Genomic DNA, 20573 nt, shown 5'->3' on the forward strand with positions numbered 1-20573 from the left:
CTCCCCGGACTGGACTCGAACCAGTGACATACGGATTAACAGTCCGCCGTTCTACCAACTGAACTACAGGGGAATCGTCTTTAGCAATGTATTGCTGAGAACGGAGCGCATAGTAAAACGCCCTGATCAATCCGTCAACTCGAGATATAAAAAAAAGTGAAAAATTGATGTTAACTGCTCACCTAATACACATTGAGGCTTATAAATGGCCGTTATGGGTGTTTTTTAGTTAACTTATTTTTTGATTAAAACAGCTTTTAGAAATAAATGCTTGGTATTTCTAAAGCTTATATTTTCATATCGGCGCTAAAACAAGCTGATTTAAATGTTCAATACGCCTAATGTCACTTTTAGATTACTTTTTAGTGCTCAAGTGAATCTGCAAATAAGCCTGCCTGGTCAATTTAAGCTTTATGGTCATTACCACTTGTCGCAACTAAAGGACAGTTAAACGCTTCTATATTAGCTAAGTTCAAGCAAGCTGAGTAAAATAAAGACGTATCCCACTGCTTGGTCAAGCGGCTAATATAAGATGCTCGCTGTACATTTATAGGGCGACTTGAGTTATAGCGTTTGCTGGCTTGATATCTCTAGTCATAACTGCCATCAAATTGATCCATCAGCTAGCGCTATTCGTAACGCTGTTAATTGGATTTAAAATTGATTGAAGCTTTGCTTATGTCACAACGCAGGTATCAGCGCTTATTCACCATTCTTAACAACACCGAATAGGGAATACCAATAAAGGTTGCGCAGCAGTTTGTTTCACTCTTGGCAGAATAGTTAAAAATGGAGTAAGTATACTAGTAGTAATGGGTGATATGCAGCTTGAGTGTACTGAGCTAACGTCTTGATTAAAGTAAGTCAGGATATAGACTCAAGCAGGTATTTTAAGCTAAATGCTTGATGTTAATCACATGCTATTTAATTTGCTAAAACCTAATAATCGAAACAGTGCAATTGTTATGTAAATTTTTTCTAGTTCGTAAGTCTAACTTTCAAATGTAATTTTATTTCATGATAGTTTTTTTACGATTTTATTAAACCGCACCTATTGCAATAGCCCATCAGTATTGGGTTAGAGTGACTTATCCACTAAATCTGTGGATAAGCCTGTGTGTTACTCTTGAAATATGCCCTCAAGCCCTTATAAACATTGGTAGTGACTTAAAATCTACCAATATTCAGCATAAATAAAATTCTGTTTATTTTCAGAGTGATAAGAAATGCAATGCTTTTATTCTGATGAATGTTGTTTAGCGAGCCTTAATGTAAACAAGCTTAAGTTAATGTTGTGTATTAAATGGTGCATTCATGAAGGGATTTAGGCACTTTGTTCACCTAATGCAGCCTAAAACTCCGTTTGTAGCAATATTTCATATTTCTAAGCTTGAAATGTAATAAATTACTGCTAAGTGTTGTTTTCTATAAATCTCATTCGCAAAGATGGATGGCTTCAGTATAAAATGCACCTTCAACAAAGAAGGATATATCCTAGTGTCAGAATCGGTTTTTAATCTTGTATCAGACTATACACCTGCTGGTGATCAGCCCACGGCAATCAAGCAATTAGTTGATGGCTTAGATGCAGGCGTGGCTAAGCAGACCTTATTAGGGGTTACGGGCTCTGGTAAAACCTTTACGGTAGCCAATATTATTCAAACCTTAGGACGTCCAACGATTATCATGGCGCCAAACAAAACCCTTGCAGCGCAGTTATACGGCGAAATGAAAGAGTTTTTTCCTAATAATGCCGTAGAGTATTTTGTTTCTTATTATGATTATTATCAGCCAGAAGCCTATGTTCCGGCGTCAAATACCTTTATTGAAAAAGATGCCTCGGTCAATGCGCATATTGAACAAATGCGGCTCTCTGCAACCAAAGCCTTATTAGAACGCAAAGACGTGGTGCTGATAGCCTCAGTGTCGGCAATTTATGGTTTAGGTGACCCCGAACTTTATATGAAAATGCTATTGCATCTTCGTCAGGGTGATCTGATGGGACAAAGAGACATCATTACCCGCTTAGGTGAATTGCAATACACTCGCAATGATATTGATTTACAGCGTGGTACTTTCAGGGTTCGCGGTGAAGTGATTGATGTCTTTCCTGCTGAATCAGAGCGTGATGCAATACGAATTGAATTATTTGATGATGAAATTGAGCAGCTCAGTGAATTTGATCCATTAACAGGGCAGGTTACTAAGCGCTTAGCAAGAACCACAGTCTATCCTAAAAGTCACTATGTCACTCCTCGTGAAACGATTATCGAAGCAACGGAACATATTAAGGAAGAGTTAAGAGAACGCCGTCAGGAGCTTTTGGATAACAATAAGCTAATAGAAGCGCAGCGGATCTCCGAACGGGTGCAATACGATATTGAAATGATGGTCGAACTGGGTTATTGCTCTGGTATTGAAAACTATTCACGCTATCTATCAGGTCGTACAGAAGGCGATGGGCCGCCTACCTTATTAGATTATCTACCAGCAAATGGCCTGCTGATTATCGATGAATCACACGTTACTGTGCCACAAATTGGCGCTATGTATAAAGGTGATAGAAGTCGTAAAACAACCCTAGTGGAATATGGCTTTAGACTACCGTCAGCGTTAGATAACCGGCCGCTTAAGTTTGAAGAGTTTGAGCAATTAATGCCTCAAACCATTTTTGTCTCTGCCACGCCCAGTGATTATGAGTTTGAACAAAGTGATGGCGAAATTGCAGAGCAGGTGGTTAGGCCGACAGGTTTATTAGACCCTGAATTAGAAGTGCGCCCAGTGGCGATACAAGTAGATGATTTGTTATCTGAAATTCCAAAGCGTGTCGCGGCCAATGAAAGGGTTTTAGTCACAACCTTAACCAAACGGATGTCAGAAGATCTTACAGAATACCTCGATGAACATGGGGTGAAAGTACGCTATTTACATTCAGACATCGATACCGTTGAGCGAGTCGAAGTTATTCGTGACTTAAGGCTTGGCGTTTTCGATGTATTGGTGGGGATTAACTTACTTCGTGAAGGACTCGACATGCCTGAGGTGTCTTTAGTGTGTATTCTTGATGCTGACAAAGAAGGCTTTTTGCGCTCTGAGCGCTCTTTAATCCAAACCATTGGCCGCGCTGCACGTAATGTTAACGGTAAAGTGATCTTATATGCTGACAAAATTACCAACTCTATGGCAAAAGCCATGGAAGAAACCGAACGTCGCCGCACCAAACAACATGAGCATAACCTGAAATTAGGCCAAGTACCTAAAGGGGTAGTTAAGAAAATCACCGATGTGATGGACTTAGGCGATCCTCACCGTGGTAACAGTAAACATCAATATACCGCCTTCGGTAAAGTTGCAGAGAAATCGCCTGAATATGGCGATAAAAACACTAAGGTGCTAAGTGTTGCAGAGTTAGCCAAGCAGATTGATGTACTTGAAAAGCAGATGCATCAACATGCGCGAGACCTTGAATTTGAACAAGCTGCAGCCTTAAGAGATGAAGTAAAACAATTGCGAGATAAAATCATTATTAACAGTTAACGATTAAAATATCAGTTCTTAAAAAACCTATTAAGTAATGGCTTAAAGTGATAATTACTTTGCTGAGAGCCTTTTTTATTGAATGAAATTCAAAGGTATTTTGCCATATTTAAGCCATAAAAAAACGCGCTAATTAAGCGCGTTTTTATTGAGTGAGCCAGTTAGATTTAGAAGTTGGCTGACTTAGGTGAACGTGGGAATGGGATCACGTCTCGGATATTGCTTACGCCAGTAACATAAGATACTAGACGCTCAAAGCCTAAACCAAAACCTGCGTGTGGCACAGTGCCATAACGACGTAGATCACGGTACCACCAGTAATCTTCTTGGTCTAAGTTCATCTCAGCAAGACGAGCATCAAGAACGTCTAAACGTTCTTCACGTTGTGCGCCGCCAATAATTTCACCAATACCTGGTGCTAATACGTCCATTGCTGCTACAGTTTTACCGTCATCATTAAGACGCATGTAGAATGCTTTGATGTCTTTAGGGTAGTTTTTAACAACAACAGGCGCTTTAAAATGCTCTTCAGCAAGGTAGCGTTCATGCTCTGAATGTAAGTCGATACCCCATTCAACATCAAACTCAAACTTCTTATCACAAGCTTTAAGAATCTCAATGGCATCAGTGTAATCGATTTGGGCGAAGTCACTGGTCACGAATGCTTCTAAACGCTCAATGGCAGTTTTCTCTACTCGTTGAGCAAAGAATTCTAAATCATCACGACGTTCTTCAAGAACGGCTCTGAAACAGAATTTCAGCATGTCTTCAGCAAGTTTGGCCGCATCATCTAAATCAGCAAAAGCCACTTCAGGTTCAACCATCCAAAATTCAGCTAAATGACGGCTAGTATTTGAGTTTTCAGCGCGGAAAGTCGGGCCAAAGGTATACACTTTTGATAATGCACAAGCGTAAGTTTCAGCATTTAACTGACCTGATACGGTTAAGAATGATTCTTTACCGAAAAAGTCTTCGCTGTAATCAACCGTGCCTTGATCGTTACGGGGTAGATTTTCTAAATCTAACGTCGAAACGCGGAACATTTCACCCGCGCCTTCAGTATCAGAAGCAGTGATAAGTGGTGTAGAAACCCAGATATAACCTTGTTCATTGTAAAAGCGATGGATAGCTTGAGATAAACAGTTACGAACACGGGCCACTGCGCCAATAATGTTAGTGCGTGGGCGAAGATGAGCTAATTCGCGTAAATGCTCAATTGAGTGACGCTTAGCAGCCATAGGGTAAGTATCAGGGTCTTCAACTAAACCTGCAACTTCAACCTTGGTTACTTGCATTTCAAATGCTTGGCCTTTACCCGGAGATTCAACAACTTCACCAGTCATGATCACAGAGCAACCAGCAGTAAGCTTTAGCACTTCATTGGTATAATTTTCTAAATTATTCGGTACAACACCTTGAATAGGATCAAAACATGAACCGTCATAAACGGCTAGAAATGAAATACCAGCTTTAGAATCGCGGCGTGAGCGAACCCAACCACGTACCGTAACTTGCGAACCGATCGCAAAGTCACCTTTAAATACAGAAGCGACAGATGTAATGCTCATTGTTGCTTAGTTCTCCAATGAATCAATGATATAAATAGGGGCTTTATATTACCTTGAAATGGGCTTTTCACAAGGGTAAAAGCCGCTTGCAGGCAGATATTTTCACAAGTTTTAACAAACCCAGCAGAATCTGCTTAAAAATATTGCGGCAATATTACTTTTTTATCTGAAAATTCAGTTATAAGCGTATGACAAAGTGATGTATTTAAAACCTGCCAAACTTAACTAGCGGTGATATGTAGATGACCAAGGCTAATACAAGTCTTACTTAGGCTGCTATCAGTGGCTGGCGCTTAGCCGTTTACCAGTTTGGGGATTTTAGTGAGACTTATGCTAATAGAAGCCGCTGTTATAGCGATTTAAATTATAGCTAGTTCCAATATAGCGAGCTCAAAAGGATTGAGAACCGATTATTCTGGGAGCCTGCTTTAACTGTAACACTTGAATATGTCACAGGTAGCGGGTTTGTAATTCGCTAGCTTATTTGAATGGTTGGTATCATCTCGTTTGTAGGGAAACTAAACTTAAGTTTCTTTTATTAACCATTAAAAACGTTAGCTGAATTGTTTAAATGACAACAGAGTAAATTAATGATTGCCGCTGTTACTCCCCAAATGAATTTACCTTGATAGGGCATATAATGGACATCATAAAAGCTGCCATGACGTTGATACTGAATACTGTGTCGATTTTTAGGGTTTAAAAAGTGTTTAAGTGGCACCCAAAAAGCCTCGGCGACTTCTCCTGGATCTAGCGCTATCTCAAAAGGTTGTTTAACAATGCCGATAACTGGGGTTATTTCAAATCCGGTAAAGGTTGTATGGGGCGGAAATGTACCGATCACATCAACATTTTCAGGTAATAAGGCAATCTCTTCTTCAGCCTCTCTAAGGGCAGTAAAAATCATACTGCTATCTTGTTTATCTACTTTACCGCCAGGGAAACTAAATTGACCTGGGTGGGCGCGTAAATGTAATGCTCTTTTGGTTAGCAACAGTTGAAGCTCGCCATCTACTTCGAGTAAAGGCACTAATACCGCGGCTTTTCTAGAGCGAAGCTCTTTTGGTGGGGAAACAATATGGTTTGTTAATGTTTGCAATGAAAAGTGAATATTGAACTGCGTAGTATTCATCAAACGTCCCAGATAATCATATTGGTTTTATAAAAATAAAATGGCGCAAGTCTTCCCTTTAAATTAGCACAATAACCGTAAGTTTGACGGTTTTAAGCTGTTTATAAGCAAAGTTTTATGGCTGTTATTTTACTTTATAGGCCCTGCAGTAAAATTGGGTTTGGTTTTTTTGCACGTTTGCTGTGCGTTAATGCACCAAAGTGATTGTTTTTAATTACGCTTTTAATTTCGTTTTAAACAAGTTTGTAAATTTAATTTACAATCAGTTGGTTTTAAGATCTTGAAATTTAATATTTTTATTCTGTAACCTGATTGAAATTAAACTGTCGTTAAACTGTGATGTTGTGCTGGCATGGTAACTGCTGGGTTATTAATCAGTTAAGACATTCGCGAGGGCGACAAATATGGGACTAGGGAAGTTACTGTATTTGCAAGGCGTAGGCGCTGAGTTTATAGATTGCTTTGGCAACAATGTACAGATCCAGCCTCTAGATAGAAATGGAATTTTACAATCCATGTGTGTTAATGATGCATCAACTAAAGGTGCATCAACGAGTGACACGCTAAATAATATTGCTGCTAATCGTTCTTTTGTTAGCTCGACTTTAAGCGATGAATTTATTCAGCAACGGATTTTTGAATTAGATGCCGCGCCATGGTTACTGCCTCTGCATGGGTTTCAATGGAGCTATGTGGATGACCCTATTGTTGAGTTTCATTTACCTGAGCATTTTACTGGCAGCATAAAAGTTGAGATTGAAATTGAACATGGTGATAAATTTCATTTTCCAATCAGCCTCGGCCAAATGCGGGTTGTGGGTGATTATGGCATTGATGGTATCAGTTATCTTAAATATCAGTATCAATTAAATGATGACATTAATGCCCCGCTAGGCCTTGGTTACCACGGTATCAGTGCCACTGTTGAATCTGCAAGCTCCAGTGAAACATATACCGGTCAATTAATGATTGCGCCGCGCAGCGCCTATGTTCATGCTGACAGTAAAACAGCCAAATGGGGGCTTAGCACCCAACTTTATAGCCTTACTAGCCAAAGCCAGTGGGGGATTGGTGACTTTAATGATTTACAAAAGCTCATCGAGTTAGCTGCTGCCAAAGGCGCAGATTTTATTTTACTAAACCCATTACACGCTCTGGATTTACCAGAAAGTGCCAGCCCTTATAGCCCATCAGATAGACGTCGACTTAATCCGTTATACATTCACATCGAGTCAGTGGCTGAATACGCTGCCATTGAAGGGGTTATAACTTCTAAGCTTTGGCGAAATAAACAATATCAATTAGCTCAGTCTAGATTGCTTGATTACTGCGAGATACATGAAACTAAATTTTCTATTTATCAAATGCTGTTTAACGCGTTTATTAAAGAGCATAAAAACAACCACAGTAAACGCTATCTAGACTTTGCCTGTTTTAAGCAACAGCAGGGTGAAGGTTTAAGCCAATATGTCACCCACCAGCAACAGCGAAATTCGTGTTTTACAGATGCAGAATTTCTGTGTTATTTACAATTTATCGCTTATGAGCAATTACTTCAGTGTCAGGCAAAAGCCAAAACTGCAGGCATGTCCTTAGGGCTAATTCGTGATATGGCAGTCGGTGCCTCGCCTACGGGGGCTGAAGTCTGTGCAAATATCGATAATTTTTGTACCAATGCCAATATTGGTGCACCGCCAGATCCTTTTGCCCCTCAAGGGCAAAACTGGGGTTTAACGCCTTTTGACCCTATCAAATTAGCCCAGCATAAATTTGAGCATTTCATTGATTTGATCCGCTCGAATATGGTGTCTTGTGGCGGTTTACGAATCGATCATGTCATGGGCTTATTACGCTTATGGTGGTGGCCTAAGCAGGAAGGTTTAGGCAATGGGGCATATGTGTATTACCCATTGGATACTTTATTAGCCATTTTGTGCCTAGAAAGTCAGCGAGCCCAATGTGTGTTAATTGGCGAAGACCTTGGCATAGTGCCGCCAGAAATTGTCGCCAACCTAGCTAAAGCAAAAATATTTTCAAACGAACTATTTTACTTTGCTAAACATCATGACGGCTTTATGAACCCCGCCTTTTATAAGTCTCACAGTTTGATGATGCTAGCAAACCATGATGTGCCGACATTAACGGCGTGGTGGACTGCGGCAGATATTGAATTACGGCATCAGTTAAATCTGTATGACAACGAGCAACAACTTGATGAGGCGAAATCGCTAAGGCTGATAGAGAAACAACAACTACTGGATTTACTTAGTCAGCATCATCTTATCAAAGCCAATATTGTGATGGGTGAAGTTGATTTTGAGCAATTAATGCTTGCTTGGCTCCAGTTATCGGCATCGGGTAATTCAGCCCTATATAGCATTCAAATTGACGATCTGATCGATGAAGTCAAACCGATAAACATTCCCGGTACTTGGAAACAATACCCCAATTGGTGTCGACGCTTAAGTCGCACTTTAGAACAAATTTCAGCAGATTCAACAGTCAATAACAGGCTCGATGCCATCAATAAAACCAGACGTAGCAAATATATAGATGACAGCGGCAAGCCTGAATGGGCTGTTTACGGCTAATGCGAATAACGAACAGCGTAATCATTAATTCAAACATTTATGGAGCAATGCAAAATGACTAATAATGCCCCTTATTTTAATCATGGAACCGATACCGCATTACTGAGTGGTAATTTTACTGATGTATTTTCATTACTGGGTATGCATAAAGCCGACAATGGCAAATCTTTGATCGTTAGATGCTTCGTCAAAGGTGCAATAGAAGTTGAAGTGATCAGTCTAAAAGATGGTAAAAAAGTCGCTTCATTAACCCAAGTTGATGAGCAGGGTTTATTTGCTGGCACTATGGGACGACGGGTTAAGCCATTTTTATATAGCTTAAAAGTGACTTATCCAATGAGTATTGAAACCATAATCGATCCCTACCAGTTTGGCAGCTTGCTGGATGATGATGACATCTACTTATTTGCTGAAGGAAAGCAGCAAAAAAGCTACCAATTTCTAGGTGCGAACTGGAAGACTATCGCAGGTGTAGAAGGTGTTCATTTTTGTGTCTGGGCGCCGAATGCTCAAAAAGTTGCCGTAGTAGGTGATTTTAATCATTGGGATGGCAGAGCCAATATCATGCGCTTTCATCCTAGTAATGGCATTTGGGAAATATTTATTCCCAATGCTGATGCAGGCCAATTTTATAAATTTAGTGTCACTACACAAGATGGCGCTTTAACTGAAAAAGCCGACCCTTATGCGATTCAAATGCAAGCAGCGCCGGGTAATTCATCGGTTGTTCCACACAAAACTGATTATAAATGGCAAGACAAAAAATGGCTTAAGCAGCGCGCAAAACAGCAACTACATCAATTGCCTATGTCTGTTTATGAAGTTCATCTCGCTTCATGGAAGCGTAAAGGTGAGTGGGGCGATAGTTACCTCAGTTATCAAGACTTAGCTGATGAATTGATTCCATATCTTAAAGAAATGGGCTTTACCCACCTGCAACTGATGCCAATCAGTGAATACCCATTTGATGGCTCTTGGGGTTATCAACCTGTTGGTTTATATGCAGCAACTTACCGCTTTGGTGATCCCGTTGGCTTAAAAGCCTTTATAGATGAATGTCATCAACATGATATTGGGGTTTTATTAGACTGGGTGCCGGCTCATTTCCCTAAAGATCCTCATGGACTGGCTAAGTTTGACGGCAGTTGTTTGTATGAACATCAAGATCCACGTCAAGGGGAGCATCCTGACTGGGACACTTTAATATTTAATTACGGCCGCGGCGAAGTACAAAGCTTTTTACTCAGTAATGCCTGTTATTGGCTTGAAGAGTTTCACTTCGATGGGCTAAGGCTCGATGCCGTGTCTTCCATGCTATATCTCGATTACAGTCGAGAATCTGGTCAATGGCTGCCTAATGAGTATGGCGGACGCGAAAACATTCAAGCCATTGAATTTTTGAAATTGCTCAATGAGCGAATCTATGCCGCCTACCCAGGTGTCACTATGGTGGCAGAAGAATCAACCGCTTGGGGCGGAGTGACAGACACCACTGAAAATGGTGGCTTAGGCTTTGGCTTTAAGTGGAATATGGGCTGGATGAATGACTGCTTGAGTTACCTTAGTCGCGATCCCATTTACCGTAAACATCACCACCATGAAATGACCTTTAGCTTAGTGTATGCCTATACCGAGCAATTTATTTTGTCCTTAAGTCACGATGAAGTGGTGCACGGTAAAGGCTCGTTACTGCATAAAATTCCCGGTGATGATTGGCAAAAGTTTGCCACCTTAAGAAGCTTTTTAGGCTTTATGTGGGGCCATCCAGGTAAAAAACTGCTGTTTATGGGCACAGAGTTTGCCCAACGTGATGAGTGGAATCATAACCAAAGCCTAGATTGGCATTTACTGCAATACGCGCCGCACCAAGGCATGCAAGATTGGGTTAGAGATCTCAATAGCTTATACAGTGAAAGCCCTGCCTTATATGAACTGGACCATCAGCCATCAGGTTTTCAATGGCTGGATTGTGATAATGGTGATGCCAGTATCTTTAGTTTTATTCGCTATGCCAAAGACAGTGGGCAGCATTTAATATTTGTGGTCAATATGACCCCGCAAGTGCATTACGACTTTAGGGTCGGTTTACCTTCTGAAAATGATTATATCGAAGTGCTCAATAGTGATAGCCCGTGTTATGGCGGTAGCGCGGTAAGCAATGACACCATTATTAATACCGTTGTTGACTGGCAAGGCATGGCACGCAGTGGTCTGGTGACTGTACCGCCATTGGCGACGATTGTGCTCAGTGTTAAGGCCGCCCGCACCAGTTTAGAATCTGAAGAGGATTAACTATGGAATCGGTTAACCCTTTGCTTACAGGAAAGCCTTACCCCTTGGGCGCCAGCGTTGATGATAATGGCGTGAACTTTGCGCTATTTTCAGCTAACGCCACCCAAGTGGTGCTATGTCTTTTTGACGAGTTTGGGCTTAACGAACAACAATTTCCGTTAACCCAAAAAACCAGACAAATTTGGCATGGTTACTTGCCACAAGCGAAAGCGGGTACCTTATATGGTTATCGGGTTTATGGACCCTATCAACCCTTACTTGGGCACCGCTTTAATCATCATAAACTATTGCTAGACCCTTACGCCAAGCAGCTGTTTGGTGAACTTGAAGCTAACGATGCAACTTATGGCTATCAAATTGATAGCCCTGATTCTGATTTATCTTTTTGCAGCAAAGATAACGCCAAATACATGCCCAAATGCTGTGTAGTAGATGACAGAGCACTAAGAAACAGACCGGTTAAAAGGCTTAATATTCCTTTAGAGCAAACCATCATTTATGAAACCCATGTGAAAGGTTTTAGTGTGTTAAATCCTGAAGTAAATGATGATATTAAAGGCACTTATGCTGGCCTTGCAGCCCCCAGCAGTATCCAATATTTAACCCAGTTAGGGGTTAACTGTGTTGAACTACTGCCAGTGCAAAGCTTTTTCAATGAGCCATTTTTAATCGAAAAGAACCTCAGTAATTACTGGGGCTACAACAGCATTGGATTTTTTGCACCCAACGCAGCTTATATGAGTGGCGAGAGTATTACTGAGTTTCGTGACATGGTTGATAGCCTGCACGATGCGGGTATCGAAGTAATCTTAGATGTGGTTTATAACCATACTGCAGAAGGCAGTCGTTTGGGGCCCACCTTAAGCTTTCGCGGCATCGACAACGCCAACTATTATCGATTGGTGTCTAACGAACAGCGTTTGTATATCAATGATACTGGTTGCGGTAACACCTTTAATTCAAACCACCCGCAAGTGTTGCAATTGATTATGGACTCATTGCGATATTGGGTTGAAGTCATGGGAGTTGATGGTTTTAGATTTGATTTAGCCAGTTGCTTAGGCCGTGAAACCTATGGTTTTGATCCAGGATGTGGTTTTTTTGATGCCTTATCGCAAGATCCCGTGTTGTGTCAGGTGAAACTGATTGCCGAGCCTTGGGATATTGGTCCCGGTGGTTATCAACTGGGTAATTATCCTATCGCATTTAGTGAATGGAACGATCGCTACAGAGATACCATGCGCCGTTTTTGGCGCGGCGATCATGGGATGCTCCCTGAATTTGCCAGACGCTTTCATGGCTCAGACGATTTTTTTGAACACCATGGCCGCAGTCCATCGGCAAGTATCAATTTTATTACCAGTCATGATGGTTACACCTTAAAAGACTTAGTCAGCTTTAACCAACGGCATAACTTGGCTAATGGTGAAGGTAACCGCGACGGCCATCATGAAAACCTCAGTGCCAATTACGGCGAAGAAGGCGAAACCAGCAAGGTAGTTATCAATCAAACTCGTCAACGCCAGCAGCGAAACTTTCTTGCCACACTTTTGCTGTCCCAAGGGGTACCCATGATGCTGAGTGGCGACGAAATGGGTCACAGTCAGCACGGTAATAACAACGCCTATTGTCAAGATAACAAGATCAGTTGGATAGACTGGCAAGTCATTGATTGGTCATTAGTCGAATTTACCTCGCAATTAATTAACTTACGTCAGCGTTTCCCGATTTTATGCCATCGAGACTTTATTCATGTGCCTGATAATAAACGCGATAGTGGCTTTGTTTGGTATGGCCGTGATGGTGAACCTATGTCAAAACGTCAATGGAGTGAACAAAGTTGTCGTAGTTTGGCCGTGGCGATAACTTCCGGTGAATCAGCGCTACAACAACCCCACGCACTATTACTGATACTCAATGCTGATGTTGAAAGTCAGACATTTACCTTACCGAGCTTAAATTGTTATGACCCTTGGCAATGTTTGCTGTCAACCCAAAACCTTAATAACGACAATTTAGCGCAAAGTGAATTGATTAAAGAAAGTAAGGCAGTACTTCAAAGTCGAAGCCTGATGTTATTTCATGCCAATTTTCAACTAGTTCAAGATAAGGAATTAATCGATGACAGTCACTAAAAGGAAAACCCGCGAGAAAAAACCGGCCACAAAAGCGGCTAAATCGACACTCAAAAATGAGCCAATAAGTAATGACCATCTAGATTGCGATCCTTGTGACAGTTTAGATGCCACCTTTAAGCGACAACTTCAAGGGGTGTTAAGCCGTGATGAAAATGCCACCAATGATATGTATGGCGCGTTAGCGTCAGCGGTTAAAGCCAATTTACTGCAACAATGGCGAGAAACACGCTTAAAAGACAACCAATATCAGCAAAAACAAGTGGCTTATTTATCGCTGGAGTTTTTGATGGGCCGTACCTTGGGTAATGCTTTACTCAGTTTAGATTTAACAACAGAGACTCGTGAGGCGCTAAATAGCTACGCAGTAGATTTAGAAACCTTACAAGAAGCCGAGCTTGATGCTGGGTTAGGTAACGGCGGTTTAGGCCGCTTAGCCGCGTGCTTTTTAGATAGCTGCGCCAGTTTAGACCTAGCGGTTGTCGGTTATGGTATTCGCTATGAATACGGCATGTTTAAGCAAAAAGTGGTTGATGGATATCAAATAGAGCAACCGGATCGCTGGTTAAGAGAAGGCAATCCATGGGAAGTGAGATTAGCCAATCACACCATTACCGTGCCATTTTTTGGCCATACAGAATCCTATGTCGATCTACAAGGTCATCGTCATTATGTGTGGATTGATACTCAAGATGTCAACGCAGTGCCACACGATATGCCAGTACCCGGCTATAAAAACGGTCGGATTAATACGTTAAGGCTGTGGAAAGCTGAAGCCACTGATGATTTTGATTTAGCGGAATTTAATGATGGTGATTATACCGAGGCCGTGGCCCGTAAAAATATGGCCGAACAAATTACCATGGTGCTGTACCCCAATGACGCCAGTGAAAATGGTAAAGAGCTGCGTTTAAGGCAGCAGTATTTTTTATCTTCGGCCAGTTTACAGGACATTTTACTGCGCTATGTGGCGGTTCATGGCAGCGATTTTAGTCGCTTTAGTGAGCTTAATGCCATGCAACTTAATGATACTCACCCCAGTATTTCAGTACCTGAATTAATGCGTTTGCTCATGGATACCTATGGCTTGGATTGGGATCAAGCATGGGATATTACCTCAAGCAGCGTGGCATACACTAATCACACCTTGCTACCAGAAGCGCTAGAGCGCTGGCCTGTGCGCATGCTAAAGCACATGTTGCCACGCATTTTGGACATTATTTATGAAATTAATGCCCGTTACCTCGAAGCCGTTGCTCACCATTGGCCAGGTGATAATGACAAATTAGCGGCGATGTCGATTATCGAAGAAGGCCACGAACCCCATGTGAGAATGGCATACCTTGCAATTGTGGCTAGCTTTTCGGTTAATGGCGTCGCAGGTCTGCATACCCAATTATTAAAGTCTGGTTTGTTTAATGATTTTTATCAGCTATGGCCACACAAATTCAATAATAAAACCAATGGCGTTACCCCAAGGCGCTGGCTGGCCCATTGTAATCCGCGCTTGGCACAATTAGTCAGCCGCCGATTAGGTGACAGTTGGGTGACCGATTTAACCCAGCTGACAGCCCTTAATGCCTTTACCGATGACCAAGCTTTTTTGCAGCAGTGGCAAAGCGTCAAATTTGATAACAAGGTCGATTTAGCTAAATTGGTGGCAGCTGAGTGTGAGGTTGAATTTGACCCAAAGATGATGTTTGACGTACAGGTTAAGCGCATTCATGAATACAAACGCCAGTTACTGAATATATTGCATGTTATTCATTTATATCAACGCATTGTGGCGGGTGATACCCAAGGGATGCAGCCCCGTTGTGTGCTGATTGGCGGCAAAGCGGCGCCTGGTTATGCCATGGCCAAGCAAATCATCAAACTCGCCAATAATGTGGCCCATATGGTGAACTCAGATCCTGTGGTAACGCCATATTTACGTTTTGCTTTTTTGCCAAACTATAACGTCAGCGCCATGGAAAAGATTTGCCCAGCAACGGATTTATCTGAGCAAATCTCCACTGCTGGTAAAGAAGCATCGGGCACCGGCAATATGAAATTTATGATGAATGGCGCTCTCACTATAGGCACTCTCGATGGTGCAAACGTTGAAATGCTTGAAGAAGTCGGTGATGACAACTTCTTCTTATTTGGTCTTAATGCTGACGAGGTTAGTCAGCTTAAATCTCACTACAACCCCCATCAATATATTCAACAGTCACCCGCACTCAAACATGTGTTAGAGATGCTTAAAAGTGGCCATTTCAATTTAGTGGAACCGGGTATTTTTGACAGCATTATTGCTGCCATTGAAGACCCATATGATCAATGGATGATCGCCGCCGATTTTGATGCATATCGCGTAGCACAAGAAAACGTCGCTGCTGCCTATGCCAATCAAGAACACTGGACTCAAATGAGTATTAGAAATACTGCATCCAGCGGACGTTTTTCTAGTGACAACACTATTAGTGCGTATCGTGACGACATTTGGTTTGCCAAATAATCACGCCATTATATTTTCAGCAAGTTGCTGAGTTTAAAGTTAGGAGTCTTAATATATGTCAAATGCTCGTTATATTAGTAATCTTACCCGTGATACCTATGCATTAATTCTAGCTGGTGGTCGAGGCTCTCGCTTACATGAGTTAACCGATTGGCGTGCTAAACCGGCGTTATATTTCGGAGGTAAGTTCCGCATTATTGATTTTCCATTATCAAACTGCATTAACTCAGGGATCCGCCGTGTTGGGGTAGTCACCCAATACAAATCTCACTCGTTAATTCGGCATGTTAGCCGTGGTTGGGGCCACTTTAAGAAAGAGCTGGGCGAGTCAGTGGAAATCTTGCCAGCATCACAGCAAACCTCAGGCAACTGGTATGAAGGCACTGCTGATGCGGTATTTCAAAATATCGATATTATCCGTCATGAGTTACCTAAATACGTGATGGTGTTATCTGGGGACCACGTTTATCGAATGGATTATGCCGGTTTACTGGCCGCTCATGCGGAATCTGGCGCTGATATGACAGTGTGCTGTTTAGAAACGCCCATTCCTGAAGCGGCTAATGCGTTTGGGGTAATGGAAGTGGATGAAGATATGCGAGTGGTCGGCTTTGAAGAAAAACCTGCCGTGCCTAAATCTATCCCAGGTAATGAAGAGTTTTGTTTAGCATCGATGGGCAACTATGTGTTTAACACTAAGTTTTTATTCGATCAGTTAAAGAAAGATGCCAATAACGAAAACTCAGACCGAGATTTTGGTAAAGATATTATTCCGTCTATTATCGAGCACGCCAATATATTTGCTTTTCCGTTCACCAGTGCTGTACCTGATGAGCCAGCATACTGGCGTGATGTGGGCACCTTGGATTCATTTTTTCAAGCCAATATGGAGTTACTGTCACCCACACCAGCACTGAATTTATATGATGCTAAGTGGCCAATTTGGACATATCAGGAACAACTTCCACCCGCTAAATTTGTTTTCGATGATGATGATCGCCGTGGTATGGCGGTAGATTCAATCGTTTCTGGTGGTTGTATTATTTCAGGTGCTAAGGTCAAGCGTAGTGTGCTGTTTGATGAAGTGCGTGTGTGTTCATACTCCTTTGTCAAAGACTCGGTGTTGTTACCTGATGTGGTAGTACTTAAAAATTGCCGCATTCAAAATGCCATTATTGATCGCGGTTGTATCATTCCTGAAGGTATGGAAATTGGCTTTAATCGCGCTCAAGATATCGCCCGTGGCTTTAGAGTCTCAGAAAAGGGTGTGACCTTGGTGACAAGAAAAATGCTCGGTTTAGCAGTGGGATACGAGTAACGACTGATTGGTTTAATTGATTGGCAGATTTAACTAGCAAGTTAAATCTGCTTTTTCTAGATGTAAAAGTGACTTAAAAATCGAACTTGAACTTTTAGCTAGGCTCTTTAGCTAGAACTTTAAACTAGACCTCTAGTCATGGATTGAAAGGTAAAAACCGTGATAAAAGTATTAATGATTGCAGCTGAGAACGACGCGATATCTGGCGCTAAAGTTGGTGGTATGGCTGATGTTATTCGCGACTTGCCACCAGCGTTAGCGACCGAAGATATTATTGTGGATGTGGCTATGCCTAATTATGGCTATATTGCACAAACCTATAATGCCAATAACATCGGCACTGTAGCGGTAAAATTTGGCGCTAATATTGAAATCGTCAGCGTGGCGCAAATGCTAAGACCCAGTGTTGACGGCAATACAAACCTTAACAGCCAAGTGTACTTATTTGACCATCATTTATTTAATAGCGAGGGGAATCAAGTTTATAGTGCAGGAAGTAATGATAGGCCCTTTGCTGATGACGCCACTAAGTTTGCCTTATTTAATTTAGCGGTAGCCCAAGCTTATATTGATGGTTTAATCCCCGAAGTTGATGTGATGCATATGCATGACTGGCACGCCGGAATGCTGGTGATGTTACGGGCATTTGACCCACAATATGCCATGTTAAAGCAATGCAAATGTGTATTCTCGATTCATAATTTAGCCCTGCAGGGCATAAGACCCATACGTGATGATGTCTCATCATTTGCAGCATGGTTTCCTGAGCTAACGCACCTTTTAACAGATGAGCAAAAAGCTCATTTAAGCGATCCACGATATCCTAACTGTGTAAACCCAATGAAAATGGGTATTGAGCTCAGTGACAAGGTGCATTTAGTATCGCCGACCTATGCTCATGAGGTGTTAATGGCATCCGATCATCAAAATGGTTTTTTTGGTGGTGAAGGCTTAGAAGCGTCCATGTTAGATAAACATAATCGTGGTGACATTGTAGGAATACTCAATGGCTGCGTTTATGAGAATGATAACAGTGGTGTTAATGATAGTGATGTTAATAGTGCTGAAAGCGAATTGACCACTGCAAAACCTGATAAGAAAACCGCCTCCCAATCGATCAATCAACTATTAGTGAAATCACAAGATGCAGTCATTAAATGGTTAGGTAAAACAGACTCTGCTCGCAGTGTCGATCAAATAGCTTTAGCGCGTGTACAACAATGGCAAATGCAACAAATCAACCAAGCGAGCTCGATTGATTTCTTAATGACATCAGTAGGGCGGTTAACAGATCAAAAGGTGTTGCTGTTACGTCAACCCTATCCCGTTGTGGCAAACAGTACTGGCCAAAGCCTATTAGACGCTATGCTGATTGAGTTAAAACGATTAAAACCCCAAGGGGTGTTTATGCTACTGGGGAGTGGCGATCATGTCATAGCCAAAGAGTTTCAACAGGTCGCATCAAGGCACAGTAACTTTGTGTTTATTAATGGCTATGATCAGCAATTATCCGATGAACTTTATCAGTTAGGTGATTTGTTTGTCATGCCAAGTAGCTTTGAGCCTTGTGGTATCAGCCAATTATTAGCCATGAAGCAAGGTCAGGTGTGTATTGCCCATGGGGTAGGTGGTTTACGCGATACCATTAAAGATCAGCAAACCGGTTGGTTATTTGAAGGTCATAATTTAGCTCATCAAGCGGAACAATTTATTCAGGTGTTAATTAACGCCTTAAGCTTGAGTAATGAGCAACCTGAGCAATATCGTCAAATGGAGATTGCTGCCAGTCAAGAACGCTTTAGCTGGCAACAGGTGGCTAAGCAATATCGCCAGCAGTTATACAGTTGAATACCTTTTTACTACTAAGTTAAAGGTTAAGTAAAGCGGCAGTGTGATGATTGTGAGATTTAACTCAACCCTTAGCTTAGTTAAGTTTTAGCTGAGTTAACTTTCGTAAGCTTCAGCTTAACCCTTAACAGAGCTGTTACTATGGTTGAATTAATATGCTTGTTTTAGAGCTTTTCTAATATAGGCAGAATCTTACTGACCTTATCAAAGCATTCTTGATACTCAGCATCGGCATTAGAATCTGCCACTACACCGCCACCGGCCCAGCAATAAATCTTATCTTCTTCAGTCAGCAAGGTTCTAATGGTAATGCTGGTATCCATAGTGCCATCTTGACTGATATAACCAATACTGCCGCAATAAATACTGCGTCTTGATGGCTCTAATTCTTCGATAATTTGCATGGCTCTAATTTTGGGCGCGCCAGTGATAGAACCACCCGGAAAGGCTGCCTTGATAATATCGATGGCAGACAAATTAGCCGCGAGGGTAGCTTCAATGGTGCTGACTAAATGATGCACCGCAGGGAAGCTCTCAATATCAAATAACTTGGGCACATTAACTGTGCCCGCAGTGGCGACTTTACTGATGTCATTACGCAGCAAATCCACAATCATCACGTTTTCAGCGCGATCTTTTATTGAGTGCTGTAACTGCTGGGCTTTTTGTTTATCAATTTCTGCATCTGCTGAGCGAGGCAAGGTGCCCTTAATAGGCTTAGTAGAAATCTTATCACCAGAAAGTTGAATAAATCGCTCTGGCGAAATTGACATTATGCAGTGATTTTCCAATCTCAAGAAGGCTGAAAAAGGGGCTTTATTGGCTGCAGATAACGCACAATAAGCTTGCCACTCATTGCCATGATAGTTAGCTGAAAACCGCTGAGTTAAATTTATTTGATAGCAATCGCCAGAATGCAAATATTGTTGCACCCTATTAAATTTGTCTTGGTATTGCTGGCTTGTAGTTTGATCCTCCCAAGGGGAGGTTAGTTTGAATTTTGGCTGCGTGGATTTGTTTTTGGTTATTTTTTTAGTTGCGACCTCAATTTTATTCAATGCAGTATCAAGGGCAATTTGGCCTTGATAATGTAAACCAAACCAGCATTGCTGTTGATAGCAATAGATTAAGCAAAAGTCATAAAAACCCACGCTCATTTCAGGCAAGTGAATATCTTGCATAGCGCTGTCTGGCAGTTTTTCTATCACTCTACCCAAGTCATAACTAAAGCTACCTAATGCGCCGCCGCTAAAAGGGAACTTGCATGGCTGTTTTGTCGGGTAAAGTGTTTGCTGCAGCTGAGCTAGATTATCAAAAACAGCTTGCTGACTATCAAAGCTCGCTAGTAACGGGCTTAACGCTTCATCGACAATAGTGAGTTTACTGAGGTTATTTTGATATGTTAAACAAGCAATTGGACTAATAGCAATAATGTCATATTTAGCATCAGTATGGGCTGCGTTGGCCGAATCTAACAGCATAGCCCAAGGCTTGTGGCAGAAATGTTCAAACAAGGTGTGCGTACTAATATTCCAATCCAGTTGCTGAATTGCCAGCGATTGCTTGCCCCGAGAATGCATGTTGTAACCTATTTAAAATGTGATGTAGCCCAAAAACGTTGGAAAGAGTATCATATTGTCCCTGAAAGGATT

At 41.7% G+C, this 20573-nt stretch carries 10 protein-coding genes and 1 tRNA gene; 7 read left to right on the forward strand and 4 right to left on the reverse strand.

Going from position 1 to position 20573, the window contains the following annotated elements; genetic code table 11:
- Positions 1-73 (reverse strand) — tRNA-Asn (locus tag Q4591_RS18115).
- 1424 nt (positions 74-1497) lie between these two features.
- On the opposite strand from Q4591_RS18115, the gene uvrB reads away from it, so the two are divergent.
- Complete coding sequence (gene uvrB / locus Q4591_RS18120; protein ID WP_102438163.1) at positions 1498-3537, forward strand: excinuclease ABC subunit UvrB; 2040 nt, start codon at positions 1498-1500, stop codon at positions 3535-3537.
- 167 nt (positions 3538-3704) lie between these two features.
- Here the strand turns inward: uvrB and asnS are convergent, their stop codons facing one another.
- Both asnS and Q4591_RS18130 read right to left on the reverse strand, forming a co-directional pair.
- Positions 3705-5105: an asparagine--tRNA ligase gene (gene asnS, locus Q4591_RS18125; RefSeq protein ID WP_102438161.1), complete on the reverse strand. Its 1401-nt coding sequence runs from the start codon at positions 5103-5105 to the stop codon at positions 3705-3707.
- Positions 5106-5643: 538 nt separating this feature from the next.
- Positions 5644-6237, reverse strand: a complete 594-nt coding sequence (locus Q4591_RS18130) for a CoA pyrophosphatase (protein WP_102438159.1) — start codon at positions 6235-6237, stop codon at positions 5644-5646.
- A 404-nt stretch (positions 6238-6641) separates the two neighbouring features.
- On the opposite strand from Q4591_RS18130, the gene malQ reads away from it, so the two are divergent.
- The 6 genes from malQ to Q4591_RS18160 all read left to right on the forward strand — a co-directional run bounded on the left by malQ (position 6642) and on the right by Q4591_RS18160 (position 18921).
- Positions 6642-8828 carry a 4-alpha-glucanotransferase gene (gene malQ / locus Q4591_RS18135; RefSeq protein WP_303462305.1) on the forward strand — a complete coding sequence of 729 codons (2187 nt, stop codon included), beginning with the start codon at positions 6642-6644 and terminating at the stop codon, positions 8826-8828.
- Positions 8829-8882: 54 nt separating this feature from the next.
- Complete coding sequence (gene glgB, locus Q4591_RS18140) at positions 8883-11120, forward strand: 1,4-alpha-glucan branching protein GlgB (RefSeq protein ID WP_303462307.1); 2238 nt, start codon at positions 8883-8885, stop codon at positions 11118-11120.
- A gap of 2 nt (positions 11121-11122) precedes the next feature.
- Entirely contained in the window at positions 11123-13255 is a 2133-nt protein-coding gene (gene glgX / locus Q4591_RS18145) for a glycogen debranching protein GlgX (protein WP_303462309.1), read from the forward strand.
- Positions 13242-15755, forward strand: a complete 2514-nt coding sequence (locus Q4591_RS18150; RefSeq protein ID WP_303462311.1) for a glycogen/starch/alpha-glucan phosphorylase — start codon at positions 13242-13244, stop codon at positions 15753-15755. Before glgX ends, Q4591_RS18150 begins: the two co-directional genes overlap by 14 nt.
- A 55-nt stretch (positions 15756-15810) precedes the next feature.
- Entirely contained in the window at positions 15811-17073 is a 1263-nt protein-coding gene (gene glgC / locus Q4591_RS18155; protein WP_303446198.1) for a glucose-1-phosphate adenylyltransferase, read from the forward strand.
- A 159-nt stretch (positions 17074-17232) separates the two neighbouring features.
- Positions 17233-18921, forward strand: coding sequence for a glycogen synthase (locus Q4591_RS18160; RefSeq protein WP_368501230.1), 1689 nt, complete (start codon positions 17233-17235; stop codon positions 18919-18921).
- A 164-nt stretch (positions 18922-19085) separates the two neighbouring features.
- Here the strand turns inward: Q4591_RS18160 and pabB are convergent, their stop codons facing one another.
- On the reverse strand, positions 19086-20501 hold the full coding sequence (gene pabB / locus Q4591_RS18165) for an aminodeoxychorismate synthase component I (protein WP_303462313.1): 1416 nt from the start codon (positions 20499-20501) through the stop codon (positions 19086-19088).
- Between the last annotated feature and the right edge of the window lie 72 nt (positions 20502-20573).

This window comes from Shewanella sp. 3_MG-2023, assembly GCF_030548765.1.
GTDB lineage: Bacteria > Pseudomonadota > Gammaproteobacteria > Enterobacterales > Shewanellaceae > Shewanella.